The sequence below is a fragment of the Kitasatospora sp. CB02891 genome (assembly GCF_002803145.1).
Taxonomy (GTDB): Bacteria; Actinomycetota; Actinomycetes; order Streptomycetales; family Streptomycetaceae; genus Kitasatospora; species Kitasatospora griseola.
Window position 1 is genome coordinate 251124 of sequence record NZ_NNBO01000008.1, and the last position, 26035, is coordinate 277158.

Here is a 26035-nt window from a genome sequence, read left to right on the forward strand (position 1 = left end):
TGGTCTGCGTACGAGTCGGCATTCTGCCAGGGCCGGGGGACACAACCGGCGGGCGCACGATCAGGGGCGCGTGGGGGCGCCTCCCGGCCCGCCGGGGCCGGGGGAGAACCACGCGAAGCGGAAGGCACCCGCCGCGAGATCGCGACACGGGCAATGACTTGCCGTTGATCGCGACCTCGCGGACAGCTGTGCGCCTGTCGCGCGGTTCGCCCCCGGTTGCGGGCCTTACGAGTGCCCGAGCTCCTCCGCGGGCGCGTCCGGTTCGACGGAGCCCGAGGTGCGGTCCGGGTGGATGTGCAGCGGCTCGACCACGGTCTCGTCGAGGATGAGCTCGGAGGGGACCGGCGGGGCCGGGAGGACCGCGGCCTCGGAATGGGCGCCGCAGCCGTAGGCGAGCGAGACGACCTGGCCGTCGGCCGGGCCGAATTCGTTGCCGCAGACGCCGAAGGCCTGTCCGAGCGAACCGCCGATCGGGATCAGGAAGCCGCAGGTGTTGCAGGAGGCGGGGGCGGACTGCGCCATGGGCGTCTGCGCCCCGTACGCGGTCTCCCAGCGTTCGGCGGCCTGGTGCAGGCCCTTCCGGGAGAGCACCCGGGGGCGGCCCAGGCCCAGCTCGTCGGCCACGGCGCCGATCTCGGCGCGAGCCGGCGGCGACTGGATGGCGCTCTCGGCGATCACCAGCTCCTCCTCGGCGGCTTCGACCAGCGCCGAGTTGGGGGCGGGCTCGTCCTCGCCGGTCCAGCCGGGCTCCAGGCGCTGGTCGTCCGCGCCGGTGGGGAGCAGGTCGCCGGGGCCGAGGTCGCCGGGCAGCAGTCGCTCGCTCCACGGCACCCACTGGGGGGCGAGGACGGCGTCGGCGCCCGGCAGCAGCGCCAGTTCGTCGAGGGTGACGTTCTTGGCGCGCGGGGCGCGGGCCACGGTCACCGCCCAGTGCCAGCCCCGGTAGGCCGGGTCGAGGCACTCGAAGGTGTGGGTGACCAGGCGCTCGGCATCCGCGTTCGCCTTCACGTGGGAGCCGACGACGGACTCTCCGACGCTCTCCACAACTGCCTGGCGGGCGAGATCGACGGCCTCGGCACAGAGCCGGTCAGGGGTACGGCTTCGCATCGCAGCACTCACGGCGTCGGTTCTCTCCCAGTCCTGTCATTCTGCGGTCTGTCCCGAGACGGCCCCCGCTGGGCGGGCTCGCACCGGTTGCCGCTGCCACGTCTCCAGAGCAACCCCCGCGGACGCGGGACCGATCCATTCTGCTCGACCGGGGACCGCTCCGTGGCCGGGCCGCGCCGCCCCGGTCCGCCACCCCCTGCGCTGGCCGGGCAGGCGCGTAGTGCAGGCTACCCGCCGGTCGGCGGTGGAGCACAGTCCGGGGCCGTGGGCGCGGGCGCGCCGTGCCGCGGGCAATCACTCGTACGGCGTGCGTTTGTCGGGCAGGATGGGCTTGTGGCGGAGGAGAACCCGCCGCAGCACGGACTGCGCCCCGGGCAGGACGAGAGTCGGCCGGAGCCGTCGGACGAGCCGCGGCAGCATCTCGCAGCCCCCGGCGAGCCGGAGGCGGACGAGCCGCGCCCGACGGCCGATCAGGACGGTTCGGAGCCGCCGACGGTGAGGACGCGCGGGGTGTGGGCGCGGGGCGCGTCGGCGGCGGGGGCGCGCACCGGGCGGGTGGTGCACGGCACGGGGCGGCGGATCCGGCGCGCGACGTCCGCGGAGGGCGCGGGCGAGTCGGGCCTGGCGAAGTTGATCGAGCTGCACGCGCTGAATTCGTTCGGCGACATGCTGATCACGGTGGCGCTGGCGTCGACCATCTTCTTCTCGGTGCCGACCGGCGAGGCCCGCGGCCGGGTGGCGCTCTACCTGGTGATCACGATGGCGCCGTTCGCGCTGCTGGCGCCGGTGATCGGCCCGCTGCTGGACCGGCTGCCGAACGGCCGGCGTTCCGCGGTGGCGATGGCGATGCTGGCCCGGGCGGTGCTGGCGTGGGTGATGGCGGGTCTGGTGCCGGGCGGCGGGCTGGCGTTGTACCCGGCGGCGCTGGGGGTGCTGGTGGCGTCGAAGGCGTACGGGGTGGTGCGCAGCGTGGTGGTGCCGCGGCTGCTGCCGGCCCAGTTGTCGTTGGTGAAGGCGAATTCGCGGGTGACGCTGGCGGGCCTGGTGGCGACGCTGGTGGCGGGCGGGGTGGGCGGGCTGCTGCACCTGATCGGTCCGGGGTGGCCGCTGCGCGGGGCGTTCGCGGTGTTCGTGATCGGCACGCTGATGGCCTTTCACCTGCCGCCGCAGGTGGACTCGGCGAAGGGCGAGCAGCGGGCGGAGCTGCACGCGGAGCCGTCCGAGCCGCGCCCGAAGGGGGTGCTGCGGGCGGTCGGGCCGTCGGTGATCATGGCGCTGCGCGGGGTGGCGGGGCTGCGGTGGCTGGTCGGGTTCCTGGTGATGTTCCTGGCGTTCCTGATCCGCAAGAACCCGCCGAACGGCCTGCCGGAGACGGTGGCGCTGGGCATCGTCGCGGCGGCGGCGGGCCTGGGCAACGCGCTGGGCTCGGTGCTGGGTTCGTGGCTGCGCACCCGCGGCTCCGAGCTGACGGTGACGGTGATGCTGCTGCTGGCGACGCTGGCGGCGAGCGCGGCGGCGCTCTGGTACGGCGTGGTGACGGTGACGGTGGTGGCGGCGACGGCGGGCATGGCGGCGTCGTTGGCGAAGCTGGCGCTGGACGCGCTGATCCAGCGGGACGTGCCGGAGGCGGTGCGCACCTCGGCGTTCGCCCGCTCGGAGACGGCGCTGCAGCTGAGCTGGGTGGTGGGCGGCGTGGTGGGCATCTCGCTGCCGCTGAACGCGGTGCTGGGGCTGTGGCTGGCCGCGGGGGTGACGGCGGCGATGCTGCTGTGGACGTTCCGGTCGCTGCTGCGGGTCGGGCCGCACCGCTCGGCGGCGCGTCCGCGCGTGGCGTAACCTCGCGCGACTCGGGCACCCCGTTGTCATGTGATCACGGAAGGCGAGTAGCCTCTTGCGCATGAGCCTCAGCACCAGCGTCACCGCCGGACTCGCCGCCGCCGCCGTCGTCGGCGCCGGTCTTGTCGGTTTCGGCGTCTTCCAGGCCGTGGACAACGGCAAGCCCCCCACGAACGAGGCCACGCTGGTCGTCGGCACCTCGTCGGTCCGCGCCGAGCCGACCTGCTACAACGGCGGCAAGGCGATCGCCGAGGCCGATCTCGCCAAGTGCGCGCAGCAGGCGGCGAAGGACTCCGAGGACAAGAAGCTCGCCAACCTGGACGTGCGGGCCAGCGACCGGGTCGGCGTGGGTGTGCCGAAGGACCTGGCGGACAAGGGCTGGTACGCGTTCACCGGCCAGGGCCAGAACCGCACGCCGATCATCGCCGGCGCCAGCGGCACCACCTACTCGCTCTCGCAGGCGGCCGCCGGCCTGATGAGCAGCGACGAGCGGACCATGGTGACGGTCGCCGCGGTCGACAAGGACACCAACGAGTACTACGCGGTGTGGTTCTTCAACATGAACAACCAGAAGAGCTGACGCACCGGTCGATGACCGCTGAGCGCCTTCCCGAGCAGTCCGGCCCCGCCGCCGGACTGCTCGTCGTCGTCGCGGTGCCCGCGGAGGCCGAGGCGGTCCGCCGGGGGCTGGGCGGGAACGCGCCGGTCGAGGTGCTGGCGGCGGGCGTCGGCCCGGCCGCGGCGGCGGCCGGCACGGCGGTGGCGCTGGCCCGCGGCCGGTTCCGGCTGGTGCTGTCGGCGGGCATCGCGGGCGGTTTCGCGCCCGCCGCGCCGATCGGGTCGCTGGTGGTGGCGGACGCCCTGGTGGCGGCCGATCTGGGCGCCGAGACCCCGGACGGTTTCGCCGACGTCGCCGAGCTGGGCTTCGGCACGGTGCGGCACGCGGCGCCGGACGGCGTGGTGGAGCTGGTCGCGGCCGCCACCGGCGGGGCGGTCGGCGAGGTGCTGACGGTGTCCACGGTGACGGGTTCGGCGGCGCGCGCCGAGCAGCTGAGGTCGCGTCACCCGCGGGCGCTGGCCGAGGCCATGGAGGGGTTCGGGGTGGCCGAGGCGGCCGCCCGTTTCGGGCTCGCGGCGGGGGAGCTGCGGGCCGTGTCCAACGCCGTCGGGCCGCGCGACCGCGCGGCGTGGCGGATCGGCGAGGCGCTGGCGGCCCTGGAGCGGGCCTTCGCGGCGCTGCCGGTGTCCCGTCTGCTCCAGGAGGTCTGACCGATGGCCGAGCCGCTGAGTGTCGCCTACTCGCCCTGCCCGAACGACACCTTCGTCTTCCACGCCTGGGCGCACGGCCTGGTGGCGGGCGCGGACGCGCCCGAGGTCCGGTTCGCGGACATCGACGTCACCAACGGGCTGGCCGAGCGCGGCGAACTGGACGTCCTGAAGATCTCCTACGGCCAGCTGCCGTGGGTGCTGGACGAGTACGCGCTGCTGCCGTGCGGCGGGGCGCTCGGCCGGGGCTGCGGGCCGCTGGTGCTGACCGCGGGGCCCGTCGGGGCGGCCGGGCTGGCGGGGCGTCGGGTGGCGGTGCCGAGCGAGCGGTCCACCGCGTACCTGCTGTTCCGGCTGTGGGCGGCGGAGGCGGTGCCGGGCGGGTTCGGCGAGATCGTGGTGCTGCCGTTCCACGAGATCATGCCGGCGGTGCGGGACGGCCGGGTGGACGCCGGACTGGTGATCCACGAGGCCCGGTTCACGTACCAGCAGTACGGGCTGCACTGCCTGGCCGACATGGGCGAGGCGTGGGAGGCGGCGACGGGGCTGCCGATCCCGCTGGGCGCGATCGTGGCCCGGCGCTCGCTGGGCGCCGAGCGGCTGCGCGAGCTCGCCGGGACGGTGCGCTCCTCGGTGCGGCAGGCCTGGGCGGACCCGGCGGCCTCCCGGGAGTACGTGCTGGCGCACGCCCAGGAGATGGACCCGGCCGTCGCCGAGCAGCACATCGGGCTGTACGTCAACGAGTTCACCGCCGACCTCGGCGAGGACGGCTACGCGGCGGTGCGCGGGCTGCTCACCCGGGCCGCCGAGCAGGGACTCGTCCCCGCTGTCGACCCGGGCGCGCTGGCGTTCCCCTGAGCCGGGGTCACACGTCGAACTGGTCGGCGATCGCGCGCAGCACCATGGCGATCTTCTGGCCCTCGGGCTTGCTGGGGTAGCGGCCGCGCTGCAGGCCCGGCAGGACGCTGTCCAGCTTGGTGATCAGGTCCTGCACGATCGGGGCCATGTCGTCGGCGCTCTTGCGCTGGTTCGCGGCCACCGACGGCAGTGCGTCCAGCAGCGTCACATTCATCGCCTGGTCGCCGCGGTGGCCCGCGGCGATGCCGAACTCGACGCGCTGCCCCGGCCTCAGGGTGGTGACGCCCCCGGGCAGCGCCTTGGTGTGGACGAAGACCTCGCCGCCGTCGTCGCGCGACAGGAAGCCGTAGCCCTTCGTCTCGTTGAACCACTTGACCTGGCCGGTGGGCATCTCGAAAAGTCCTCGGTGTCGGGTGCGAGCGACCCCGTCGGGTCGCGGATGGATGTGCGCGGCTCGGCCGCCGGAACGGGCGGTCGGTGCCACTCAGTGCGGCAATGATCCCTCAGCGTGCGCCTCAGCGGCGACGGGATTCCGGGCCGGGGCGTGGCCGTGCCTCGCGCCTGTCGCGCCCTCCATCGGCCCACACCCCCTCATCGGCTCCGGGCGGGCATCTCGTGGACCAGCCGCTGGTCCGCCCGCGCGATGGCTGCATACCCGGGGTCCACGCGGGTCGAAACTCTTCGCGCGCACCGAGTTGCGCGCTGTGACGCCGGGCCGGTCAGGAGGGGTCGGCGAGGTGCCCGCCGAGCCAGCCCAGCGAGGCCGGGAGCATCCGCGACCAGGTGTTGAAGTTGTGCCCGCCGGTGTCCAGGGTGATCGCGGAGACGGTGGTCGCGGTGCCCTTGGCGGCGGCCCGGAACCGCTCGGTCTCGGTGAAGTAGTCGCCGTCGCCCTCGCGGCTGCCGCCCACCAGCAGCGCGGTGCCCGGGGCCGGCAGGTGCGCCAGGCGCCAGCTCAGGTCGGCCTGCTCGCGGCGCTCCGCGTCCCCGCCGAACAGGTCGCCGGTGGTCGGGTCCTCGGCCGCCCGGTAGTAGCCGGACAGCGACACCGCGGCGGAGAACACGTCCGGGTGGCGCATCGCCAGCTTCAGCGCGCAGTACCCGCCGGTGGAGTTGCCGATCACGCCGAGGCTGCCCGGGCCCTGCGCGATCCGGTACGAGGAGCGCAGCGCGGACGGCACGTCCTCGCTGAAGTAGCGGTCGGACTGCGGGCCGCCCGGCACGTCCTCGCACTCGGTGTCGCGGGGCATCGCCGGGGACGGGCGCATCAGCACCAGCACCGTCGGCTTGGTCTTGTTCTCGACGGTGAGTTTCAGCTGCACCGCCGGGTAGTTCAGCTTGGTGATCAGGTTCTTGGCGTCGCCGGGGAAGCCGGTGATGGCGATCGCCGCCGGGAAGCGCTTGTCCTGGAAGGCCGCCTGGAAGTACTGCGGCGGCAGGTACACGTAGCCCTCGGTGGACAGGCCGGTGGCCGCGCCGGGCAGCCGGACCTTCTCCAACCGGCCGACCTGCGCCGGGTCGCGGCCCAGCGCGCCGGTGTCGCGGACGTTCTCCGAGCTGATCCGCTCCACGCCCTTGGTGCGGCCGAGCAGCTGGTTCTGGATGGTCACCGGACCGTCGTCGTTGGTGCCCAGCAGGTCGGCCCAGCTGCTGTAGAAGGCGAAGTAGTTGTTGGCCACCAGGCCCAGGGTGCACATCACGGCGAGCTGGGTGCCGACGATGGTGACCAGCCGCCCCAGCACCGCCCGCCAGCTGCGCCGGGCCAGCCGGGGCCACACCCAGACCGTGCCCGCCACCATCAGCACGGAGAACAGCGCCGACAGCGCCAGTACCTTGTGACTGGTCAGACCCATACCGCCGCGCGCCCTCGCTCCCCGCTGATTTCCCCCGAAAGAATCAGCATGCCTGAGAGGTTCCTGGGAATTCTGAGCGTTCAGGTGGAACGCGTGCGGCCGCGCCCCCGCCGATCGGCGGGGGCGTACGTGGGAAACTGGCACAAAGTCCGCGTGAAGGAGTGCAGAAGTGACCCGTCAGTCCCGCGATGCCGGTGAGACCCTGGTCCGCGTCGGCGGTGTGGTGTTCGTCCTCGGCACCCTCGCCACCATCGCGACGATGGTGCCGCTCTTCCTCGACCTGCCGCGGCTGCCGTCCATCGCGTGGGGGCTGTCCATGCTGATGCCGCTGGGCCTGCTGGTCGCGCTGACCGGACTGTTCACCACCGCGCGCACCGAGTCCCGCCGCCGGCGCGCCGCCCGGGAGGCCGCCGCGAACGCCTGACGCGCCGTCAGCCCAGGTGGGCGGAGAGCCAGTCGGGGAACTCGGTGAGGTCGCGCAGCACCACGTCCGCGCCCGCCGCGGCCAGTTCGGCGGCGCTGTACGGGCCGGTGGCCACGCCCACCGCGACGGCGTCGGCGGCCCGGGCGCCCCGGATGTCGCCCAGGTGGTCGCCGACGTACACGTCCGCGCCGTGCGCGCGCAGCGCCTCGCCCTTGCCCTCCGCCCACAGGTCGCCGAGCAGCACGTCGACCTCCAGCCCGATGCCGTCCAGGTGCCGGCGCGCGTTCGGCTCCCACTTGCCGGTGATCACCAGCACCCGGCCGCCGACCGCCCGCACCGCCGCGACCGCCGCCAGCGCGCCGGGCAGCTCCAGCGACCCCGGCACCGCGTGCTCCACGTACAGCTCCCGGTAGCGGGCGACCACCGCGTCCAGCCGCTCCGGCGGGAACCAGTACCCCAGCTCCTGCGTGAGCGGCGGCCCGAGCCGGCTCACCGCCAGCTCCGAGTCGATGAAGGTGCCGGTCTCCGCGGAGAGCACGTCGTAGGTGTCCTTGATGCCCGGACGGGTGTCGAGGAGGGTCATGTCGAGGTCGAAGCCGACGGTCAGAGCCATGCCACCCAGCCTAACCAGCCCCGGTTTCCCGCCGGAAAAGCCGGACGGACGACCACATTGCGGACATACTGCTGGAGTCCGACCGTGCCACCGGAGCCGGAGGTCCCAGGTGCCGCCCCCGCTCTCCCGCCGTGCCGCCCTCGCCGGGCTGGGCGCCGTCCTGCTCACCGGCTGCGGCCCGCCCGAACTGCCCGCCGAGCTGCCCGCCGGGCCGTCCCTGCCGCAGACCGCCTCCGGGGCGCCGCCGCCCTCCCCCACCCCCAGCCCGACGCCGAGCGTCACCGTCAACGGCGCGGACGGGCCGGTGGCCGTCCCCGGCGGGGCGACCCGGGTGATCGCCCTGGACACCGCCGAGCTCGACTCCGCGATCACCCTCGGCATCCCGCCGGTCGGCGCCGCCAAGGCCCCGCTCGACCCCGGCCTGCCCGACTACTGGCCGGACTCCTGGCGGGCCCGGATCTCCGTCGTCGGCGACATCGCCGCCCCGCCGAACCCGGCCGCGATCACCCGCCTGCACCCGCAGCTGATCCTCTCCAACCGCACCCGCGACGCCGCCCACCTGGACGTCCTGCGCGGCCTCGCCCCCACCGTGCTCACCCAGACCACCGGCGCGCCCTGGAAGGAGAACTTCCAACTGCACGCCGCCGCCCTGGACCGCCACGAACAGGCCGCCGCCGTGGTCGCCGCCTACGCCCGCCACCTCGGCCAGGCCACCCGGGCACTCGACTCCGCCGGCCTCGCCGGGCAGCACATCAGCCTGGTCCGGTTCGTCGAGGGCTCCCCCACCGTCCGCCTGTACGCCCGCCAGAACTTCCCCGGCAGCGTCCTCACCGACCTCGGCCTGCCCCGGCCCGACCCGCAGAACACCGACCAGTTCACCGTCGAGGCCGCCCCCGACCAACTCGCCCACGCCGACGGCGACCTGCTCCTCTACTCCGGCTACGGCGACTCCGACGCCAACGGCCTCAACGCCGCCCTCGCCTCCCCCGCCTGGGCCGCCCTCGGAGCCGTCCGCGCCCACCGAGCCTTCCCCGTGAACGACCAACTCTGGTTCCAGGGCATCGGCTACACCGGCGCCCACTTCCTGATCGCCGACCTCCTCCACCTCCTCGGCGCGGCCTAGGCGGCAGCGAGCGCCCGCCCGTCGGTCTCTCGCGCCGGCCGCTAGGCCTTGCGGCGGCGCAGCGTCATCGCCAGCAGGAACAGTGCCGTCAGTACGGCCGCCACTCGCAGGACGCCCGGGGCGGCCGCCCAGGTGGCGTGGCCGGCGTCGGTGCCGGGGCTCAGGGCGGTGCCCCAGCGGCCCTTCTCGCGGCCCCAGTTCCACACCGTCAGTCCGGCGACGGTGATCAGCGGGATGCCCAGGACGGCGAACTTCTTCAGCAGGTCGGACAGTCCGCTCGACAGGTAGGCCAGGCCCCAGCCGAGCAGCATCGCCAGCAGGGAGCCGGTCGCCGCGCCGCCGATCAGCACCACCGCGCCGAGCAGCAGCAGCGGCGCGGGCCGCCGGGCCCCGCCGGCGGCGGCCGGGGCCTCCGGGGCGGGTTCGGGGGTCGGCTGCGGTCGGCCGAACAGGGCGCGCAGCGCTCGCGCCGCGAGGCCCGGGCGCGGCTCCGGGGCCGGGGGTTCCGGTTCGGGCTCGGGCTCCGGGTCCGGTTCGGGTGCGGCCTTCGGCTCCGGTTCCGGTTCTTCCGCCGGCAGGTCGAAGTAGACCTCCGTCCAGCCGGGGAACACCGAGGTGACGTCGGCGCGGCCGCGCCCCTCGGCCCACTGTGCGGCCCGGTCCACCTCGGCGGGGGACGGCCCGGGCGGCAGGTCGAACCCGACCGGGGGGACCGCCGGTTTGCCGAAGTCGACGGGCTGCCGGGCCGGCGGCACGCTCGGCTCCGGTGGGACGGCCGGCTGTTCCGGCGGCGGAGCGGGCACGTACACGCTCTCCCCGCTGTCCGAGCCGTCCGCCGACCCGCCCTCGCGCCACCACGAGCCGCCCGCCATCGCCCCGCCACCCGCCCTCACGTCGTACGTCCCGCCGCACCGAGACGGTACCCATCCGCACCCGCTCGAAGCGAGCCCCGGCCGGTGGTCGTCGATGCCCCCTCGGGCAGTTTCGCCGGGAGTTCTTCCCCCGTTCTGGGCCTCGGACGGGGGCGTTGACTAGGCTGGACCGGATGAGCGCACCGCAGAGCGCACCGCGCGCCACCCGCGCAGGCGCCCCCCGCACGCTGGCCGAGGAACTCCGCGGCCGGGAGGACGACGCTGTCGCCGCGCTGCTCCGGGCCCGTCCCGATCTGCTCAACCCGGTGCCGACCGACCTCACCCAGCTGTCCGCCCGGCTGTCCAGCCGGGCGTCCGTGCTGCGGGCGCTGGAGCGGCTCGACCGCTTCACCCTGCAGACGGCGGAGGCGTTGGCCGCCGCCCCCGAGGGCGCGTCCGACACCGCGGTGCGCAACCTGCTGGCCGGGCCGGCCCGGGTCAAGCCGCACTCCGGCGCGGACCCGGTGGACCGTGCCGCCGTCACGGCCGCGCTGCCGGGCGCGCTGGCCCGGCTGCGCGAACAGGCCCTGGTCTGGGGGCCGGACTCGTCGTTGCGCCTGGTCCTCGCCGTCCGTGAGGCGCTCGCCCCGAGCGCCGCCAACCCGGGCCGCACCGGTCTCGGTCCGACGCTCGCCGAGGCCACCGTCGGGATGTCGCCGGCCCGCCTCCAGCACCTGCTGGCCGGCGCCGGGCTGCCGGCCACTCCCGACCCGGTCACCGCCGTCGCCGCGCTCACCGCGCTGCTGGGCGACCGCAAGCGCCTGGCCGCACTGCTCGGCCAGGCTCCGCCCGCCGCCGTCGGACTGCTGGAGCGCCTGGTCTGGGGGCCGCCGACCGGCACCGTCCCGGACGCCGCCCGGCAGGTCACCGCCGCGGAGGCGCACAGCCCCGTCGAGTGGCTGCTGGCCCGCGGTCTGCTGCTGCCGTCCAGCCCCACCTCGGTGGTGCTGCCGCGCGAACTCGCCCTGCACCTGCGCGGCGGCCGTACGCATCGCGCCGTCGAACCCGCCCCGCCCGCCGTCGCGCCCGTCGTCGAGCGCGACCCCGCGACGGTCGACCGCACCGCCGCCGGGCAGGCCGCCGCCGCCGTCCGGATGCTGGAGGAGCTGCTCGAAGCCTGGGGCCTCACCCCGCCGCCCACGCTGCGGGCCGGCGGGCTGGGCGTCCGCGACCTCAAGCGTGCCGCCCAGCTGCTGGAGAGCTCCGAGTCGGACGCCGCGTTCTGGCTCGAACTCGCCTGGACCTCGGGCCTGTTGGCCCCCGACGGCGAGATCGACGAGGTGTGGGCCCCGACGCCCGCGTACGACCAGTGGCGGCAGCAGGACACCGCCGACCGCTGGACGCTGCTGGCCCGCGCCTGGCTCGCCGCCACCCGGGTCGGCCGGCTGACCGGCACCCCCGACGGCAAGGGCCGGCCGCGCGCCGCGCTCGGCCCCGAGCTCGACCGCACGCTGGCCCCGTCCGTCCGCCGCGCCACCCTCACCCGGCTCGCCGAGCTGCCCCCGGGCGCCGCCGCCGGCGCCGACGCGCTGCTGCCCGTCCTGCGCTGGCACCGCCCGCTGCGCGGCGGCCCCGTCGGCCCGGACGGCCACGACCTGCGCGAGACGCTCACCGGCTGGACGCTGCACGAGGCCGAGCTGCTCGGCGTCACCGGCCGCGGCGCGCTCGCCGCCCCCGCCCGCGCGCTGCTCGCCGGCGCCGACCCGACGCCGGTGCTCGCCCCGCTGCTGCCCGAACCCCTCGACCACGTCATCCTGCAGCCCGACCTGACGGCGATCGCCCCCGGCCCGCTGCTCACCCCGCTCGCCCAGGCGCTCGCGCTCTGCGCCGACATCGAGTCCAAGGGCGGCGCGACCGTCTACCGCTTCACCCCGGAGTCCGTCCGCCGCGCCCTCGACGCCGGGCGCACCGCCGCCGACCTGCAGGGCTTCCTGGCGCAGCACTCCCGTACGCCCGTCCCGCAGCCGCTGGCCTACCTGATCGACGACGTCGCCCGCCGGCACGGCGTCCTGCGGGTCGGCGCGGCCTCGTCCTACCTGCGCTGCGACGACCCCCGGCTGCTCGGCGAGGTGCTCGCCGACCGGCGCGCCGCGGAGCTGCGGCTGCGGCTGCTCGCCCCGACCGTGCTGGCCGCGCAGGCCCCGCCGGACACACTGCTCGCCGTGCTGCGCACGATGGGGTACGCGCCCGCCGCGGAGTCCGCCGAGGGCGACGTGGTGATCACCCGCCCCGACGCCCGCCGCACTCCGCCGCGCACCGCGCCCGTTCCCGTGCCCGACGGTCCGGCCCGCCCCGACGACGTCCTGCTGGCCGCGGCGGTCCGCGCCGTCCGGGCCGGCGACCGGGCCGCGACCGCCCCGCGCAAGGACACCGTCGCCGGCCCCGCGGGCGCGGCCGTCCCGCGCACCGCCGCCGCCGACACCCTCGCCTCCCTGCAGACCGCCGTCCTGCTCGGCGAGCGCATGTGGATCGGCTACATCAACGCGGAGGGGCTCTCCTCGCAGCGCGTCATCGACCCGGTCAAGGTCGAGGGCGGGTTCGTCACGGCCTACGACCACCTCTCCGACGAAGTCCGGACGTTCGCGCTGCACCGCATCACCGGTGTGGCCGAGGTCGACGACTAGGAGCCGCACGACCGGGGGCACGGGGGCTGCGCGAGCAACGAGCGCACGTCCGTCCGCACGGTCGCGACCACGGGCAGGCCGCTGTCCCGCGCCGCGATCCTGCGGCTGGACGCCTTCCGCTTCGCGCAGTTCTCCCCCGGCCCTGGCGGGCCGGAGGCGTTCCGGGACACGGCCGCCTACTTGCCGGCGTGCTGCTTCGCGTCCTCCTCGGCCTTCTGCTTCTTCGCCTGTTCCATGATCGCGTGCGGGTCCGGCATCTTCGGCTCGACGCCCGTCAGCAGGCCGGTGCCGGTGAAGACGAGGGTGCCGAGCAGGCCGCCGGGCTGGCCGACGTCCGCCACCTGGTCGAGGGCCGGGGTCTCGTCGGCGGCGTGGGCCGGCGCCGCGCCGAGGGTGGTGGCGAGGGCCGCGCCGGAGAGCGCGAGGCCGGCCAGGAATCGGTTGCGCATGGTCATGGCCTGCCCAACGAGCCGGCCGCCCGACGGTCACTGCCGCGGGACGCCGGGTTCCGGTCGGATGATCCGCAGGAGCACCCCGCGGGCGGCGGTTAGACTGCCGAACGGCCGGGGTGGCAGGGTCCACCCGCGCGGAATCGGGCCTTCACCGGCCCGCGACAGGACCGGAGCCGTGACCACTTCCCCCGCTCTGCAGCCCCCGGTCGCCCATTCGGCGACGGACCGCACGTCCGGGTTCCGGCTGACCCGCCGCCGCCGTACCGTCCTGTTCACCGTGCTGAGCTTCGCGGTCTGCCTGGCGCTCGGCGTCCAGCAGTGGACCTCGCTCCAGCTGGGCGGCTTCGACCTGGGCATCTTCGACCAGGGCGTGCGCGGCTACGCGCACTTCGGGCTGCCGGTGTCGACGCTGAAGAGCGTCCACCACGAGTTCCCGCCGGGCTTCTCGCTGCTGGGCGACCACTTCTCGCCGGTGCTGGCGCTGCTCGCCCCGCTGTACTGGGTGTGGGACGACCCGCGGATGCTGCTGGTCGGGCAGGCGGCGCTGTTCGCGGCGGGCGTCCCGCTGGTGCGCCGGATCGCGAGCCGGGCGTTCGCCGGCGCCGACGCGCGGGTCCGCACCCGGGTGCTGGACGGCGCGGCGCTGGTGTACGGCCTGGGCTGGCCGCTGCTGATCTCCTCGCGCAGCGGGTTCCACGAGGTGGGGTTCGCCGTTCCGCTGTTCCTGCTGCTGTTCGAGCGGGCGGGGGCGCGGCGCTGGGCGGGGGCGGCACTGGCGGCGCTGCTGCTGTGCGCGACCAAGGAGGACCTGGGGCTCGCGGTCGGCATGTTCGGCGCGGTGCTGCTGTGGCGCGAGCGCGGCGGCACGGACCGGTGGGCGAAGGTGCTCGGCTGGGCGCTGCTGGTGGGCGGGCCGCTGGCGAGCGCGGTGGAGATCGGCTGGTTGATTCCGGCGATGGGCGGCGTGCCCGGCTACTACTGGAACTACAGCCAGCTCGGCGCGGACGGCGGCCAGGCGCTGCGGCACGTGCTCGGCGATCCGTGGCTGCTGGTGGAGTCGGCGTTCTCCAGCCCGCTGAAGCCGATGCTGCTCGGCTGGCTGCTGCTCACCACGGCGGCGCTGCCGCTGCGCTCGGCGACCTCGCTGGTCGCGCTGCCGCTGCTGGCGGAGCGGATCCTGTCCGACAACCCGAACCACTGGTCGATCGCCCGGCACTACGACGCGTTCCTGTGGCCGATCCTGGTGACCGCCGCGATCGAGACCCTGGGCGTCCTGTGGGCCCGCGGCCACTTCCGGCAGGTCCGCCGGCTGGGCGCAACCGCCGCCGTCCTCTCGCTCGCCGCGTCCGCCGCGCTCGGCGTCTACCACCTGGCGGTCCCGTACGAGTGGCAGCCCAAGCCGTCGACGGCGGCGCTGGCCCGCGCGGCGAAGCTGATCCCGGACGGCGCCACCGTGGAGGCCGACAACCAGGTCGCGCCGCGCCTGACCAACCGCACCCACGTGATGCTGGCCGACGGCACCCCGCGCGGCCAGGAGTACGTGATCCTGCGCTACACGCAGCGCGCCTTCCCGTTCCAGCGCGACCCGGAGCAGGCCGAGTACCGCGCCTTCCTGCTGGCCCACGGCTACCAGGAGCTCTTCGACCAGGACGGCGTCACGCTGCTCCGGCACACCGGCACCGACCCCGTCCCCGGCGCCCACCTGCCCGGGCCCGGCTCCACCCCGTACCAGGAGATCATCCCGCCGGACGTCGGCCACAACTTCTTCCTCGGCTGACCGCCCGGCCGGCCCGACGGCTGCTCAACTGTGCGGCGCGCCTTCGCATTTCGGGTCGTGTCCGGGATGCGGAAGGGGGGCGGAATCCGGCCGGGCGCGCGTGCTACTTTGCAGCGTGTCGACGACAGATCCCGTATCCGGCCCGGCCACCGGAACCCACGGCATTCCGCTGCCGCGCCGGGGCGCGGCCGCACCGGGCCCCGGGCCGGGCGGCGGGCCGGTCCCGCTGCCCTCGCTGACCGGTCTGCGGTGGACGGCCGCGCTGATGGTCTTCCTGTTCCACGTGTGGATCGTTGAGTACTTCGGCGGCCGGATCGGCGGCACGCTGGGCTTCGCCTTCGGGGCCGGGAACACCGGGGTGTCGTTCTTCTTCGTGCTCTCCGGGTTCGTGCTCGCCTGGTCGACGCCGCCGGGCAGCGGCGGGGTCGTCCGGTTCTGGCGGCGCCGCTTGGCGCGGGTCTACCCGCTGCACCTCGCCACGGCGCTGCTCGCGCTGGCGATGGCGTACTTCCTGGCCGCCGGGACGGTGCCGGAGACCCGGCAGCTGTTCGCGAACCTGTTCCTGGTGCAGTCCTGGCCGCAGGACGTGAGCTTCTACCAGAGCGCCAACCCGGTCAGCTGGTCGCTCGCCTGCGAGGCGTTCTTCTACCTGCTGTTCCCGCTGATCGTCCGCCCGCTGCGGGCCACGGGCTGGCGCGGCAGCGCGGTCCTCGCGGCCGTCTCGACGGCCCTGGTGATCACCATGCCGATGCTGGTCGACGGCTGGCTGCACCCGGTGGACGCCGGTTGGGCGGTCTACTACTTCCCGCTCGCCCGGCTGCCCGAGTTCCTGCTCGGCATCGCGCTGGCCGAACTCGTCCGGGCCGACCGGTGGCAGGGCCCCGGGCTCACCGTCTCGCTCGCCCTGACCGTGGGCGGCTACTTCATGGCCTCGCAGGCGGACTACCTCTACCGCTACGCCGCCTGCACGGTGATCGGATTCGCCCTGCTGATCCCCGCCGCCGCGACGGCCGACCTGCGCGGCGAGCCCTCGCCCTGGCGCGGGCGCCTCGCCGTGCGGCTGGGCGAACTCTCCTTCGCCTTCTACATGGTGCACATCCTGGTCATCCGGACCGGCGAGAGCCTGTTCCGCCCGCACCCCAAGGAACCGTGGCCGACCGGCCTGCTGGTGTCCTGCACCGCCTTCGCGGTCTCGCTGGCGGTGGCCTGGCTCCTGCACACCCTCGTCGAGGTCCCCGGCCGCCGGCTGCTGCTGCGCCCCTGGTCCGGACGCGACCCCGGGGCGCGGTAGCACGGCACGACCGCCCGCCGATGCGGCACACTGGAGGTTTGGCCCGCGCGGAAGGGGATGCACAGGCGTGAACGGACCGCTGATCGTGCAGAGCGACAAGACGCTGCTGTTGGAGATCGACCATCCGCAGGCGGCGGAGTGCCGGCGGGTGATCGCGCCGTTCGCCGAGTTGGAGCGCGCGCCGGAGCACATCCACACCTACCGGGTGACGCCGCTCGGCCTGTGGAACGCACGGGCGGCGGGGCACGACGCCGAGCAGGTGGTGGACGCGCTGGTGACGTACTCGCGCTACCCGGTGCCGCACGCGCTGCTGGTCGACGTGGCGGACACCATGGCCCGGTACGGGCGGCTGCAGCTGCAGAAGCACCCGGTGCACGGGCTGGTGCTGTCCACCACGGACCGGCCGGTGCTGGAGGAGGTGCTGCGGTCGAAGAAGATCGCGCCGCTGGTCGGGGCCCGGGTGGACCCGGACACGGTGGTGGTGCACCCGTCGGAGCGCGGCCAGATCAAGCAGGTGCTGCTGAAGCTGGGCTGGCCGGCCGAGGACCACGCGGGGTACGTGGACGGCGAGGCGCACCCGATCCACCTGGAGGAGGACGGCTGGGAGCTGCGCCCGTACCAGCGGCACGCCGTGGACGGCTTCTGGCACGGCGGCTCCGGGGTCGTGGTGCTGCCGTGCGGCGCCGGCAAGACGCTGGTGGGCGCGGCGGCGATGGCGGAGGCCAAGTCGACCACGCTGATCCTGGTGACCAACACCGTCTCGGCCCGGCAGTGGAAGCACGAGCTGGTCAAGCGGACCTCGCTGACCGAGGACGAGATCGGCGAGTACAGCGGCACCCGCAAGGAGATCCGCCCGGTCACCATCGCCACGTACCAGGTGATGACCACCAAGCGGAAGGGCGTCTACCCGCACCTGGAGCTGTTCGACGCCCGCAACTGGGGCCTGGTGGTCTACGACGAGGTGCACCTGCTGCCCGCGCCGGTGTTCAAGTTCACCGCCGACCTGCAGGCCCGCCGCCGGCTCGGCCTGACCGCGACGCTGGTGCGCGAGGACGGCCGGGAGGGCGACGTGTTCTCGCTGATCGGCCCGAAGCGGTTCGACGCCCCGTGGAAGGAGATCGAGGCGCAGGGCTACATCGCGCCCGCCGACTGCTGCGAGGTGCGGGTGACGCTCTCCGACTCGGAGCGGCTGATGTACGCGACCGCCGAGCCGGAGGAGAAGTACCGGTTCTGTTCGACCACGGCGACCAAGCGCCGGGTGGTGGAGCGGCTGGTCGAGAAGCACCAGGGCGACCAGACCCTGGTCATCGGTCAGTACATCGACCAGCTGGACGAGTTGGGCGAGGCGCTGAACGCCCCGGTGATCAAGGGCGAGACCTCGAACGCGCAGCGCGAGAAGCTGTTCGAGGCGTTCCGGTCGAAGGAGATCGGCGTGCTGGTGGTCTCCAAGGTCGCGAACTTCTCGATCGACCTGCCGGAGGCCACCGTGGCCATCCAGGTGTCGGGCACGTTCGGCTCCCGCCAGGAGGAGGCGCAGCGGCTGGGCCGGGTGCTGCGTCCGAAGGCGGACGGGCACGCGGCGCACTTCTACTCGGTGGTCGCCCGGGACACCGTCGACCAGGACTTCGCGGCGCACCGCCAGCGGTTCCTGGCCGAGCAGGGCTACGCGTACCGGATCGTCGACGCCGACGACCTGTAGGAGCGGCTACAGCTTGACGCCGTCGCGCCCGAGGAAGAGCACGCGCGCGGCGGTGTCGAGCACGATGCCGACGTTTCGGACGGCGGCGGCGACCGGGTTGCGGCGGCGCTCCGGGGCGCCGCCCAGCTGCGGGTTCATGCGTGTGTTCGTCATGTCTCCACGGTAGGTTCGCGGGCCGGCCCCGGGCATCAACCGGAAGGCCGTACCTGTCGGGCCGCCGGTCGTCCTCCAGGTGTAGCGACCCCTACGCCCGTCCGGGGGTGATCCCCCAGGGGCGCCCCCGGGAAAAGGATTCGCACCCGGGCGGCGGCGGGTCTAGGATCGTCCGTCTGCCCCTCCCGAACCGTGGTGCCGCCTCGGCAGCCGTGGGAGGTGCCGGCCGCTCGGAAACCGGCCGGTGTCCTTCACCGTGAGCCAAGACGAGTCCGCCGCCCGAGGATGCCGGGCGGCCGGGAAGGTCCGCCGTGCACTCCCCCACCTCCACCGACGCGTTCGCCGCCGACACCGACCCGCTGGGCCGCGAACGCTCCCACCTGGCCGCCTCCCGCGCCGCCCTGAAGGCGATGCGCGAGGACGTCGAGGCACTCGACCTGCGCGACGTCACCGGCACCTGGGTGTCCGCGCTGGTGCTGCAGAAGCAGGTCGACGAACGCATCAAGGCACTCGCCGACCTCGCGCACACCCCGCTGTTCTTCGGCCGTCTGGACTACCTGCACACGATCAGCGAGGCCGACTCCGAGGGCAGCGGCGGCGAGCAGTTCTACATCGGCCGCCGGCACGTCCACGACGCCGACGGCGACCCGATGGTGATCGACTGGCGCGCCCCGGTCTCCCAGCCGTTCTACCGGGCCAGCCGCAAGGACCCGATGGACGTCGCCAAGCGCCGTCGATTCGGCTACACCGGCGGCGAGTTGACGGCCTACGAGGACGAGAACCTGTCCGACCCGGACGAGGGCGACACGCGCTCCGCACTCCTCGCCGCCGAGATCGAGAAGCCCCGCGTCGGCCCGATGCGCGACATCGTCGCCACCATCCAGCCCGAGCAGGACGAGATCGTCCGCGCCGACATCACCGGCACCGTCTGCGTCCAGGGCGCCCCCGGCACCGGGAAGACCGCCGTCGGCCTGCACCGTGTCGCCTACCTGCTGTACGCGCACCGCGAGCGGCTCGCCCGCACCGGCACCCTGGTGGTCGGCCCGAACCGGTCCTTCCTCCAGTACATCGAGCAGGTCCTGCCCGCCCTCGGCGAGTTGGACGTCGCGCAGGCCACCGTGCAGGAGCTCGTCGGGCACGTCGAGGTCCGCGGCGCCGACGCCGCCGACACCGCCCGGATCAAGGGCGACGCCCGGATGGCCCAGGTCCTGCGCAACGCGGTGCGGTCCGGGATCACCCTGCCCACCGAACCCTGCGTGGTGGTCCGCGGCTCCCGCCGCTGGCGGGTGCCCGCCTACGAACTCGAAGAGATCGTCCGCGAGTTGATGGACCGCGACATCCGCTACGGGGCTGCCGCCGAGGCCCTCCCGCAGCGGATCGCGCACGCCGTGCTGGTCAAGATGGAACAGGGCGGCGAGGCCCCCGACGACCGCGTCCAGGACGCGGTGGCCCGCAACGCCGCCGTGAAGGCCGCCGTCAAGGCCTGCTGGCCGGCCGTCGACCCGGTCAAACTGGTCCACCGCCTGCTGTCCGACGCCGAGTTCCTGGCCGCCGCCGCGGACGGCCTCCTCGACGCCGACGAGCAGGCCCTCGTCCTGTGGTCCAAGCCGCCGCGCTCCGCCCGCACCGCGCCGTGGTCCGCCGCCGACGCCGTCCTGATCGACGAGACCACCGACCTGGTCCACCGCACCGCCTCGCTCGGCCACGTGGTCGTCGACGAGGCCCAGGACCTCTCCCCCATGCAGTACCGCGCCATCGGCCGCCGCTGCACCACCGGCTCCGCGACCGTCCTCGGCGACCTGGCGCAGGGCACCACCCCGTGGGCCACCGGCAGCTGGCAGGAGGCCCTGCACCACCTCGGCAAGGACGGCGCCCACATCGAGGAGCTCACCCAGGGCTTCCGCGTCCCCGGCGAGGTCATCGCCTACGCCTCCCGCCTCCTCCCGGCGATCGCCCCCGGCCTGGCCCCCGCGACGTCCGTCCGTGACGCGCCCGGCTCGCTGACCGTCCGCCAGGTGCCCTCCGGGCGGGACGGCGCCGTCCTCGCCGCCTGCCACGACGCCCTCCGCCACGAAGGCTCCGTCGGCCTGATCGCGGCGGACGCCCGCATCCCCGTCCTCGCCGAGATGCTCGAAGCCGCCGGGCTCCCCCACCTCGCCCCCGGCACCGAGACCACGGCCGACGCCCGGCTGACCCTGGTCCCCGCCACCCTCGCCAAGGGCCTCGAATACGACTACGTCGTCCTCGACGAACCCGCCGCCATCATCACCGGCGAACCCGACCACCGCACCGGCCTGCGCCGCCTCTACGTCTCCCTGACCCGCGCGGTCTCGGGGCTGACGGTGCTCCACACGGAGCCGCTGCCGGAAGAGTTGGGGTAAGGGTCCGCCCCCGATGGCTCACGTTCCGATCAGGGTGCGCCACTCCTCGACCATCGCCGCGTCCACCGCCCCGGCCCAGCCGCCCAGGCGAACCGCTCCGCCGATGTGGAAGGCGTCGAAGCCCGCGGCCCGGAGCTCGGGGACGTGTTCGGCGCGGAGGCCGCCGCCGACCAGGATCTGCTGGCGGTAGCCGGGTTCGCCGGACTTGGCGAGTTCACCGAGGAGGACTTCCCGGCCGGCGTCCACGCCGGCCGCGGCGCCGGAGGTGAGGAAGGTGTCGAGCCCCGGCAGGTCGGCGACGGCGGCGCGGACGTCGGAGCGGTCGGCGCTGTGGTCGATGGCCCGGTGGAAGGTCCAGTGGCAGCCGGTGACGGCGTCGGCGACGGCGCGGGTCGCGTCGAGGTCGACGGCGCCGTCGGGGGTGAGGAAGCCGAAGACGAATTCCTCGGCGCCCTCGGCGCGCAGCGCGGCGGTCCGGGCCAGCAGCAGGTCGAGGTCGCCGGGGGTGAAGCCGTCGCGGATGCGGAGCATGACGCGCAGCGGCAGGTCGACGGCGGTGCGGATCGCGGCGAAGTCCCGGACGGTGGGGGTGAGCCCGTCGGCGGCCATGTCGGTGACCAGTTCGAGGCGGTCCGCGCCGCCCGACTCGGCGGCCCTGGCGTCCTGGGGGGTCAGCGCGATCACTTCGAACATTGGTCTAGACATATCCGATAGCCTGCCACATCGACCCGCCGCGAGCGACCCCCCTCGACCGTTCGGCCCCGCGTCCTCCTCCGTTCGCGCCCCGCTGGTGTCCCGTTCGCCCGGTCAAGCCCCCGTTCAGCCCATCAGGGACGCCGCCTGACGCCGCGTCGGACGGGCGGATCCGAGCAGCCGGTACCCCAGCAGCAGCACCGTCGCGGTGCCGAGCGCCCAGGGGGCGGCCCGCCACACGCCGCCGAGTTGCTCCCAGAGCGAGAACAGGCTGAAGCCGGCGGTCAGCGGCAGCAGGGCGAGGCCGAGCGCGGCGGGCAGCAGCCGGTCGCGGGCGGCGAACAGCACCAGCAGCAGCGGGATCAGCAGCAGCGCGACCGGCCACCAGCCGTCCATCAGGTTGCGGGTGTCGTAGCCGCCCTGGGCGCGGGTCACCGCGAAGCCGGCGGCCGCGCCGGCCAGGATCAGCAGCCGGTCGGTCCGGCCGTGCGCATCGGCCGGGCGGGCCGGGGCGACGGCCAGCATCAGACCGCCCAGCAGGTAGGGCACCAGGGCGGTGGTCTCGTAGGCGAAGAACCAGCCGCTCCACACCCCGCTGGGCGGCAGGCTCAGCGCGGCGTGCCCGATCCGGACGGCGCCGAGCAGCGCCACCACGGTGCCCAGGAGTCGGACGGCCCGCCAGGCGCCGAGCGCGGCGGCGGCGACCAGCAGCAGCGGGATGACAGCGAGGCCCAGGACGGCGATGTTCTCGACCAGTCGGGGCCAGGGCAGGTCGGTCCCGGAGCGGGCGGCGCGAGTGAGCGTGTACTCCCGCCAGTCGCCGACGCCGGGCAGGACGGCGAGGCCGAGCAGGGCGCCGGTCAGCAGCGGGGCGGCGGCGGCCAGCAGTCGGCCGGGGAGCGCGATGTCGGTCAGGCCGGTGCGCAGCCGCAGGCCGTACGCGGCGAGGTCGAGGGCTTCGCGGGCGGTGGCGAGGCGGCCGGAGCCGGCGGTGGTGTCGGCGAACACCTCGGCCAGTTCGGCGCCCCGGTCGCGGCGGTAGCGGGCCGGGTAGAGCGCGAGGGCGGTGCGCAGGGCGACGTTCATGCGGTGGCCCCCCGGGGACGGACGGCGCCGCCGAGGCGGCGCTGCGCCTCGGCGGCGACGGCGCGCAGCCGTTCGGCCTCGGTGGCCAGGACGTCCCGGCCGGCGCCGGTGAGGGCGTAGGTGCGGCGGGCCCGGCCGTCGACGATCTCCTCGGCGGCGACCTCGATCAGGCCCTGCTGGAGCAGCCGGTCGAGTGCGCCGTACAGGGTTCCGGTGCGGAGCTTCACCCGCCCCCCGGAGATCGCGTCGACCTCCTGGATCAGCGCGTATCCGTGCCGGGGGGCGTCCGCGAGGGCGGTGAGCAGCAGCAGGGTGGGTTCCTGCATGGCGCGTTCAGTCATACGACTACATATATCGCCGACCTGCTTATCCGCGCCATCCCGCGGGGTCGTCCCGGCGCAGCGCGCCGAGCAGGCCCGCCACCACCGGCAGCGCCAGGGCGAGCAGGGCGATGGTGGCCCACGGGATGTCGGCAGGATTCAGCACGGCGGGCGCGCCTGTCATCCCGGCCACCCGGGAGCGCAGCAGGGCGTACGCGGGGACGAAGCCGCTGACGGTGCCGAGCAGACCGCCGAGCAGGGCGATCAGTCCGGCCTGCAGGCCGGCGACGGTGCGCCGGGTGCGCGGCCGGGCGCCGATCGCGGACAGCAGGACGCGTTCGCGGCGGGCGTCGGCGGCGGCCAGCGCGGTGGAGACCACGGCCGCGCCGAGCACCACCAGGGCGGCGAAGCCGCTGAGCGCGACCTGCACCACGCTGTCCTGCGGCCGGTACCCGCGCTCCACCCCGAACTCCGAGTGCGGGGCGAGCCGGGCGACGGTGGCCGCGGCCCGCTGCTCGGCCCGGTCGGCGACCGGCGCGGTGGGCAGCCAGACCGCCCCGGCCGGCACGACCTGCAGGCCGAGGCCGCGGATCGTCGCGGGGGCGACCACCACCGGCGCGTAGCGCTGCCCGACGGGCCGGTCGACCAGGACGGCGTCGACCGTGACCTTCCTGACCTCCATGCCGTTGCCCTGCATCCGCAGCACCGCCTTGCCGTCGTGCAGGTAGGACGGGTCGGTGACCACGGCCTTCCCGGCGAGCAGCGCCTCCTCGGCGGTGCGGTCGCGCAGCGCCAGCAGGTTGTGCAGCACCTGGGTGTCGCCGACCACGGCCGGCCCGGTCACGGTCTGGCCGTAGCGCGGCCCGCCCTCCGCGGACACCACGCTGGAGCAGCCCTCGCAGAAGACGTACTGCGCCTCGTACAGGTCGGCCCGCTCGCCGAGGTCCGGCAGGTCCTGGACCACGGCGGTGCGCAGCTGGGGCATGACGTCGGCGTCGCCGTGCAGGGTGATCCGGACGGCGCCGACGGGCTGTTCCAGCCGGTAGGAGGCGCGGTCCTGGGCCTCGGCGCCGGCGGTGTGCACGCCGACCGCGACGGCGCCGGCGACGGCGGCGAGCACGGCGGCGACCGCGGGGCCGGTGCGGGAGCGGTGCCGGGCGGCGTCGCGCAGCGCGAGCCGCGGGCCGACCGGCAGCAGGCGGGCGAGTCGGCCGAGCAGGGCGAGCAGCAGCGGGGTGAACAGCAGCAGGCCGAGTTCGGCGAGCGTCGCGCCGGTCAGCACCGACAGGGTGCGGGTCGACAGTCCGGCGAGCACCGGCATCCCGCCGGTCGGGGCGACCACCGCGCCGTACAGCGCGAGCGCGGCGCCGACCAGCACGGCGGCCAGGCCGAGCAGCGGCGTCCAGCGGGCGGAGCGGCGCACCGGGTCACGGTCCGTCAGGCCGTCGAGCACCTCGCGGCGGCCGGCCTGCAGGGCGGGCAGCAGCGCCGCCAGCAGGGCGGTGAGCATGCCGACGGCGGCGATCGCCGCGAGGTCGGACGGGCGCAGGGCGAGCTGGCCGAACCGGCTGCCGCCCCACTCCTCGATCCGGGTGCGCAGCACGGCGACCAGGGCGGCGCCGACCACGGCGCCGAGCACCGCGCCGGCCGCGCCGAGCACCAGGCCGCCGCCGAGCACCACGGCCCGGACGTGTCCGGGGCGGCCGCCGGCCGCGCCGAGCAGGGCGAGCTGGCGGCGGGCCCGCCGGGCGCCGACCGCGAAGGCGGGGCCGGCCAGCAGCGCGACCTCCAGCAGGGCCATCGCGGCGGTGGTGGCGACCGTCATCATGCGGCGTTCGCGGGCGTCCTCGGCGCCGACCTCCTCCTGCCGGGCCAGCGCGTCGGCGGGCGGGTGGGCGGCGACCTGGCGGCTCGCCAGCGTGTAGCCGTAGCGGTTGAGTTCGCGGACCTGGTCCCAGCCGAGGCTCGCCCCCGCGGGCAGTCGGACCAGCCAGGCGGCCTTCTTCGCGGCGGCCTGCTCGGCGCCCGGGCTCTGCGGGGCGAGCCCGGCGACCACCTGGGCGGCGTCCAGCTGCTGGTACAACTCGCCGGGTCGGGCGATCAGTTCGGACTTGTTCAGCTCGCCGGGACTCTCCACGGCGCCGGTCAGTGTGAACGGGGTCGACTCCAGGCCGCGGACGGTGACCCGGTCGCCGATCCGCAGGCCGGTGTCGGCCAGGAACGCCCGGGTGGCGGCGGCCTCGTGGGCGGCGGCGGGGGCCCGGCCGGAGACCAGGTTCAGCCGGCCCTGCCAGAGGTCGCCGGCCAGGTCGGCCTCGAAGGTGTCGACGGGGGCCAGGCCGTCGCGGGTCTGCACGGCCGCGACCGGGCCGGTGCGGGCGGGCGTCAGAGTGCTGCCTTTCGGGAGCAACTCACCGAGCAGCGCGGCCGGTTCGGTGGTGGCGGCGCGCTTCTGCTCGGGCGTCTCGGAGCCCGGGCGCTGCGGCAGGGTGCGGACGCCGTCGGCCGGGAACACCGACTGCTCGACGCTCCGGCCCGGATCGTAGGCGCCGACCAGCGCGTCGGCGCGGCCCATCAGCCGGTCCGCGCGTTCGACGGCGGTGAGTTGACCGCTGCGGTGCACCACGTCCACGCCGGTCGCGCCCAGCACCGGCAACGCGATCATCGCGACCACCAGGGCGCTGCGGCCCTTGGCCCGCAGGGCGTCGCGGCGCGCCATCCGCAGCACCGCCCGCCAGGCGCTCATCGGCCGGCCCCGGTGCGCTGCGCCGCCTCGCGGACGATCCGGCCGTCCCGGAGGAACACCACCCGGTCCGCCCAGGCCGCATGGGTGGCGTCGTGCGTGACCATCATGGCGGCGGCCCCGGCGTCGCAGCGCGCACGCAGTACCTGCAGCACGGCTTCGCCGGTCGCAGAGTCGAGCGCGCCGGTCGGCTCGTCGGCGAGCACCAGCCGGCGCTCGCCCGCCAGCGCCCGGCCGATGGCGACCCGCTGCTGCTGGCCGCCGGACATGTCCTCCGGGAAGCGGTCGGCGAGGTGGGCGATGCCCATCTCCTCCAGCGCGACGAGCGCCTCCGCGCGGGCCTTGCGGGCCGGCACGCCGTCCAACTCCCGCGGCAGCGCGATGTTCTCCGCCGCCGTCAGGGACGGGATCAGGTTGTACGACTGGAACACGTAGCCGACCGACCGGCGCCGCACATCGGCCAGCCGCGCCCGGCTCAGGCCCTCCAGCGGGGCGCCCTCGACCAGCACCCGGCCGACCGACGGGCGGTCCAGGCCCCCGGCCAGCGCGAGCAGCGTGGACTTCCCCGAGCCGGACGGCCCCATCACGGCCAGGAACTCCCCGGCCCGCACCTCCAGGTCGATCGGGTGAAGGGCGTGCACCTCGGCCTCGCCCCGGCCGTGCACCCGGCCGACTCCCTCCAGGCGCAGCACGGCCTGCGCACTCGATCCGGTCATGGCTCCCCCTCGGAACAGCGGAACGTCTTGCATACCGAGTATGTATAGCCTCCGCACGACGACTACTCAAGTCTGCGTCATAAGTCGGTGAACTACATATAGTGTGGAT

The 26035-nt window shown here is 75.0% G+C and carries 23 protein-coding genes; 11 read left to right on the forward strand and 12 right to left on the reverse strand.

What is annotated here, in order from left to right; genetic code table 11:
- Positions 1-225: 225 nt before the first annotated feature.
- The gene (locus CG736_RS19970; RefSeq protein WP_100587550.1) at positions 226-1107 is read right to left on the reverse strand and encodes a DUF3027 domain-containing protein; all 882 of its coding nucleotides are present in this window, start codon (positions 1105-1107) and stop codon (positions 226-228) included.
- A gap of 495 nt (positions 1108-1602) precedes the next feature.
- Between CG736_RS19970 and CG736_RS19975 the strand changes: the two genes are divergently transcribed.
- From CG736_RS19975 to CG736_RS19990, 4 genes are all read left to right on the forward strand, one after another.
- Positions 1603-2943: an MFS transporter gene (locus tag CG736_RS19975; RefSeq protein WP_100587642.1), complete on the forward strand. Its 1341-nt coding sequence runs from the start codon at positions 1603-1605 to the stop codon at positions 2941-2943.
- A 61-nt stretch (positions 2944-3004) separates the two neighbouring features.
- The gene (locus CG736_RS19980; protein WP_052509746.1) at positions 3005-3523 is read left to right on the forward strand and encodes a DUF2771 family protein; all 519 of its coding nucleotides are present in this window, start codon (positions 3005-3007) and stop codon (positions 3521-3523) included.
- 11 nt (positions 3524-3534) lie between these two features.
- Entirely contained in the window at positions 3535-4212 is a 678-nt protein-coding gene (locus tag CG736_RS19985; protein WP_100587551.1) for a futalosine hydrolase, read from the forward strand.
- A 3-nt stretch (positions 4213-4215) separates the two neighbouring features.
- Positions 4216-5067 carry a 1,4-dihydroxy-6-naphthoate synthase gene (locus CG736_RS19990; protein WP_100587552.1) on the forward strand — a complete coding sequence of 284 codons (852 nt, stop codon included), beginning with the start codon at positions 4216-4218 and terminating at the stop codon, positions 5065-5067.
- A gap of 7 nt (positions 5068-5074) precedes the next feature.
- Here the strand turns inward: CG736_RS19990 and CG736_RS38645 are convergent, their stop codons facing one another.
- Together CG736_RS38645 and CG736_RS20000 are read right to left on the reverse strand one after the other, a co-directional pair.
- On the reverse strand, positions 5075-5458 hold the full coding sequence (locus tag CG736_RS38645; RefSeq protein ID WP_043915622.1) for a cold-shock protein: 384 nt from the start codon (positions 5456-5458) through the stop codon (positions 5075-5077).
- A gap of 328 nt (positions 5459-5786) precedes the next feature.
- Positions 5787-6920 (reverse strand): alpha/beta hydrolase family protein, encoded by a 1134-nt coding sequence (locus tag CG736_RS20000; RefSeq protein ID WP_100587553.1) that lies wholly within the window; start codon positions 6918-6920, stop codon positions 5787-5789.
- A gap of 169 nt (positions 6921-7089) precedes the next feature.
- Between CG736_RS20000 and CG736_RS20005 the strand changes: the two genes are divergently transcribed.
- Positions 7090-7344 carry a hypothetical protein gene (locus CG736_RS20005; protein ID WP_100587554.1) on the forward strand — a complete coding sequence of 85 codons (255 nt, stop codon included), beginning with the start codon at positions 7090-7092 and terminating at the stop codon, positions 7342-7344.
- A gap of 7 nt (positions 7345-7351) precedes the next feature.
- Here CG736_RS20005 and CG736_RS20010 read toward each other — a convergent pair whose 3' ends face one another.
- The gene (locus CG736_RS20010) at positions 7352-7957 is read right to left on the reverse strand and encodes an HAD family hydrolase (protein WP_100587555.1); all 606 of its coding nucleotides are present in this window, start codon (positions 7955-7957) and stop codon (positions 7352-7354) included.
- 109 nt (positions 7958-8066) lie between these two features.
- On the opposite strand from CG736_RS20010, the gene CG736_RS20015 reads away from it, so the two are divergent.
- Complete coding sequence (locus CG736_RS20015; RefSeq protein WP_100587556.1) at positions 8067-9080, forward strand: ABC transporter substrate-binding protein; 1014 nt, start codon at positions 8067-8069, stop codon at positions 9078-9080.
- 41 nt (positions 9081-9121) lie between these two features.
- On the opposite strand, the gene CG736_RS36345 is transcribed toward CG736_RS20015, so the two are convergent.
- Positions 9122-9952 carry a hypothetical protein gene (locus CG736_RS36345; RefSeq protein ID WP_157815656.1) on the reverse strand — a complete coding sequence of 277 codons (831 nt, stop codon included), beginning with the start codon at positions 9950-9952 and terminating at the stop codon, positions 9122-9124.
- 173 nt (positions 9953-10125) lie between these two features.
- On the opposite strand from CG736_RS36345, the gene CG736_RS20025 reads away from it, so the two are divergent.
- A complete protein-coding gene (locus tag CG736_RS20025) occupies positions 10126-12615 on the forward strand; it encodes a helicase C-terminal domain-containing protein (RefSeq protein WP_100587557.1) in 2490 nt (829 codons plus the stop codon).
- Between the two features lie 176 nt (positions 12616-12791).
- Here CG736_RS20025 and CG736_RS20030 read toward each other — a convergent pair whose 3' ends face one another.
- Positions 12792-13064: a hypothetical protein gene (locus CG736_RS20030; RefSeq protein ID WP_157815657.1), complete on the reverse strand. Its 273-nt coding sequence runs from the start codon at positions 13062-13064 to the stop codon at positions 12792-12794.
- A 178-nt stretch (positions 13065-13242) separates the two neighbouring features.
- Here CG736_RS20030 and CG736_RS20035 point away from each other — a divergent pair, with 178 nt between their 5' ends.
- The 3 genes from CG736_RS20035 to CG736_RS20045 all read left to right on the forward strand — a co-directional run bounded on the left by CG736_RS20035 (position 13243) and on the right by CG736_RS20045 (position 17834).
- On the forward strand, positions 13243-14844 hold the full coding sequence (locus CG736_RS20035; protein ID WP_232734078.1) for a DUF2079 domain-containing protein: 1602 nt from the start codon (positions 13243-13245) through the stop codon (positions 14842-14844).
- 115 nt (positions 14845-14959) lie between these two features.
- On the forward strand, positions 14960-16135 hold the full coding sequence (locus CG736_RS20040) for an acyltransferase (RefSeq protein ID WP_157815658.1): 1176 nt from the start codon (positions 14960-14962) through the stop codon (positions 16133-16135).
- 67 nt (positions 16136-16202) lie between these two features.
- Positions 16203-17834 (forward strand): DNA repair helicase XPB, encoded by a 1632-nt coding sequence (locus CG736_RS20045; protein ID WP_100587561.1) that lies wholly within the window; start codon positions 16203-16205, stop codon positions 17832-17834.
- 6 nt (positions 17835-17840) lie between these two features.
- Here the strand turns inward: CG736_RS20045 and CG736_RS36350 are convergent, their stop codons facing one another.
- Positions 17841-17987, reverse strand: coding sequence for a hypothetical protein (locus CG736_RS36350; RefSeq protein ID WP_157815659.1), 147 nt, complete (start codon positions 17985-17987; stop codon positions 17841-17843).
- Positions 17988-18298: 311 nt separating this feature from the next.
- Here CG736_RS36350 and CG736_RS20050 point away from each other — a divergent pair, with 311 nt between their 5' ends.
- Positions 18299-20368, forward strand: a complete 2070-nt coding sequence (locus tag CG736_RS20050) for an AAA family ATPase (protein WP_100587562.1) — start codon at positions 18299-18301, stop codon at positions 20366-20368.
- A gap of 18 nt (positions 20369-20386) precedes the next feature.
- Here CG736_RS20050 and CG736_RS20055 read toward each other — a convergent pair whose 3' ends face one another.
- The 5 genes from CG736_RS20055 to CG736_RS20075 all read right to left on the reverse strand — a co-directional run bounded on the left by CG736_RS20055 (position 20387) and on the right by CG736_RS20075 (position 25926).
- Entirely contained in the window at positions 20387-21073 is a 687-nt protein-coding gene (locus CG736_RS20055; RefSeq protein WP_100587563.1) for a copper homeostasis protein CutC, read from the reverse strand.
- A gap of 114 nt (positions 21074-21187) precedes the next feature.
- Positions 21188-22147: a hypothetical protein gene (locus tag CG736_RS20060; protein WP_100587564.1), complete on the reverse strand. Its 960-nt coding sequence runs from the start codon at positions 22145-22147 to the stop codon at positions 21188-21190.
- Positions 22144-22488, reverse strand: a complete 345-nt coding sequence (locus CG736_RS20065; RefSeq protein WP_100587565.1) for a PadR family transcriptional regulator — start codon at positions 22486-22488, stop codon at positions 22144-22146. The genes CG736_RS20060 and CG736_RS20065 overlap by 4 nt, the downstream gene beginning before the upstream one ends.
- Before the next feature lie 25 nt (positions 22489-22513).
- Positions 22514-25213, reverse strand: a complete 2700-nt coding sequence (locus CG736_RS20070) for an FtsX-like permease family protein (protein ID WP_100587566.1) — start codon at positions 25211-25213, stop codon at positions 22514-22516.
- Positions 25210-25926 carry an ABC transporter ATP-binding protein gene (locus CG736_RS20075; protein ID WP_043915610.1) on the reverse strand — a complete coding sequence of 239 codons (717 nt, stop codon included), beginning with the start codon at positions 25924-25926 and terminating at the stop codon, positions 25210-25212. Before CG736_RS20075 ends, CG736_RS20070 begins: the two co-directional genes overlap by 4 nt.
- Positions 25927-26035: the final 109 nt, after the last annotated feature.

Bases quoted from the DNA above. Each gene is read 5' to 3' on its own strand.
- CG736_RS19970 (WP_100587550.1), bottom strand. From the start codon at position 1,107: ATGCGAAGCCGTACCCCTGACCGGCTCTGTGCCGAGGCCGTCGATCTC.
- CG736_RS19980 (WP_052509746.1), top strand. From the start codon at position 3,005: ATGAGCCTCAGCACCAGCGTCACCGCCGGACTCGCCGCCGCCGCCGTC.
- CG736_RS19985 (WP_100587551.1), top strand. From the start codon at position 3,535: ATGACCGCTGAGCGCCTTCCCGAGCAGTCCGGCCCCGCCGCCGGACTG.
- CG736_RS19990 (WP_100587552.1), top strand. From the start codon at position 4,216: ATGGCCGAGCCGCTGAGTGTCGCCTACTCGCCCTGCCCGAACGACACC.
- CG736_RS38645 (WP_043915622.1), bottom strand. From the start codon at position 5,458: ATGCCCACCGGCCAGGTCAAGTGGTTCAACGAGACGAAGGGCTACGGC.
- CG736_RS20000 (WP_100587553.1), bottom strand. From the start codon at position 6,920: ATGGGTCTGACCAGTCACAAGGTACTGGCGCTGTCGGCGCTGTTCTCC.
- CG736_RS20010 (WP_100587555.1), bottom strand. From the start codon at position 7,957: ATGGCTCTGACCGTCGGCTTCGACCTCGACATGACCCTCCTCGACACC.
- CG736_RS36345 (WP_157815656.1), bottom strand. From the start codon at position 9,952: ATGGCGGGCGGCTCGTGGTGGCGCGAGGGCGGGTCGGCGGACGGCTCG.
- CG736_RS20025 (WP_100587557.1), top strand. From the start codon at position 10,126: ATGAGCGCACCGCAGAGCGCACCGCGCGCCACCCGCGCAGGCGCCCCC.
- CG736_RS20030 (WP_157815657.1), bottom strand. From the start codon at position 13,064: ATGCGCAACCGATTCCTGGCCGGCCTCGCGCTCTCCGGCGCGGCCCTC.
- CG736_RS36350 (WP_157815659.1), bottom strand. From the start codon at position 17,987: ATGACGAACACACGCATGAACCCGCAGCTGGGCGGCGCCCCGGAGCGC.
- CG736_RS20055 (WP_100587563.1), bottom strand. From the start codon at position 21,073: ATGTCTAGACCAATGTTCGAAGTGATCGCGCTGACCCCCCAGGACGCC.
- CG736_RS20060 (WP_100587564.1), bottom strand. From the start codon at position 22,147: ATGAACGTCGCCCTGCGCACCGCCCTCGCGCTCTACCCGGCCCGCTAC.
- CG736_RS20065 (WP_100587565.1), bottom strand. From the start codon at position 22,488: ATGACTGAACGCGCCATGCAGGAACCCACCCTGCTGCTGCTCACCGCC.
- CG736_RS20070 (WP_100587566.1), bottom strand. From the start codon at position 25,213: ATGAGCGCCTGGCGGGCGGTGCTGCGGATGGCGCGCCGCGACGCCCTG.
- CG736_RS20075 (WP_043915610.1), bottom strand. From the start codon at position 25,926: ATGACCGGATCGAGTGCGCAGGCCGTGCTGCGCCTGGAGGGAGTCGGC.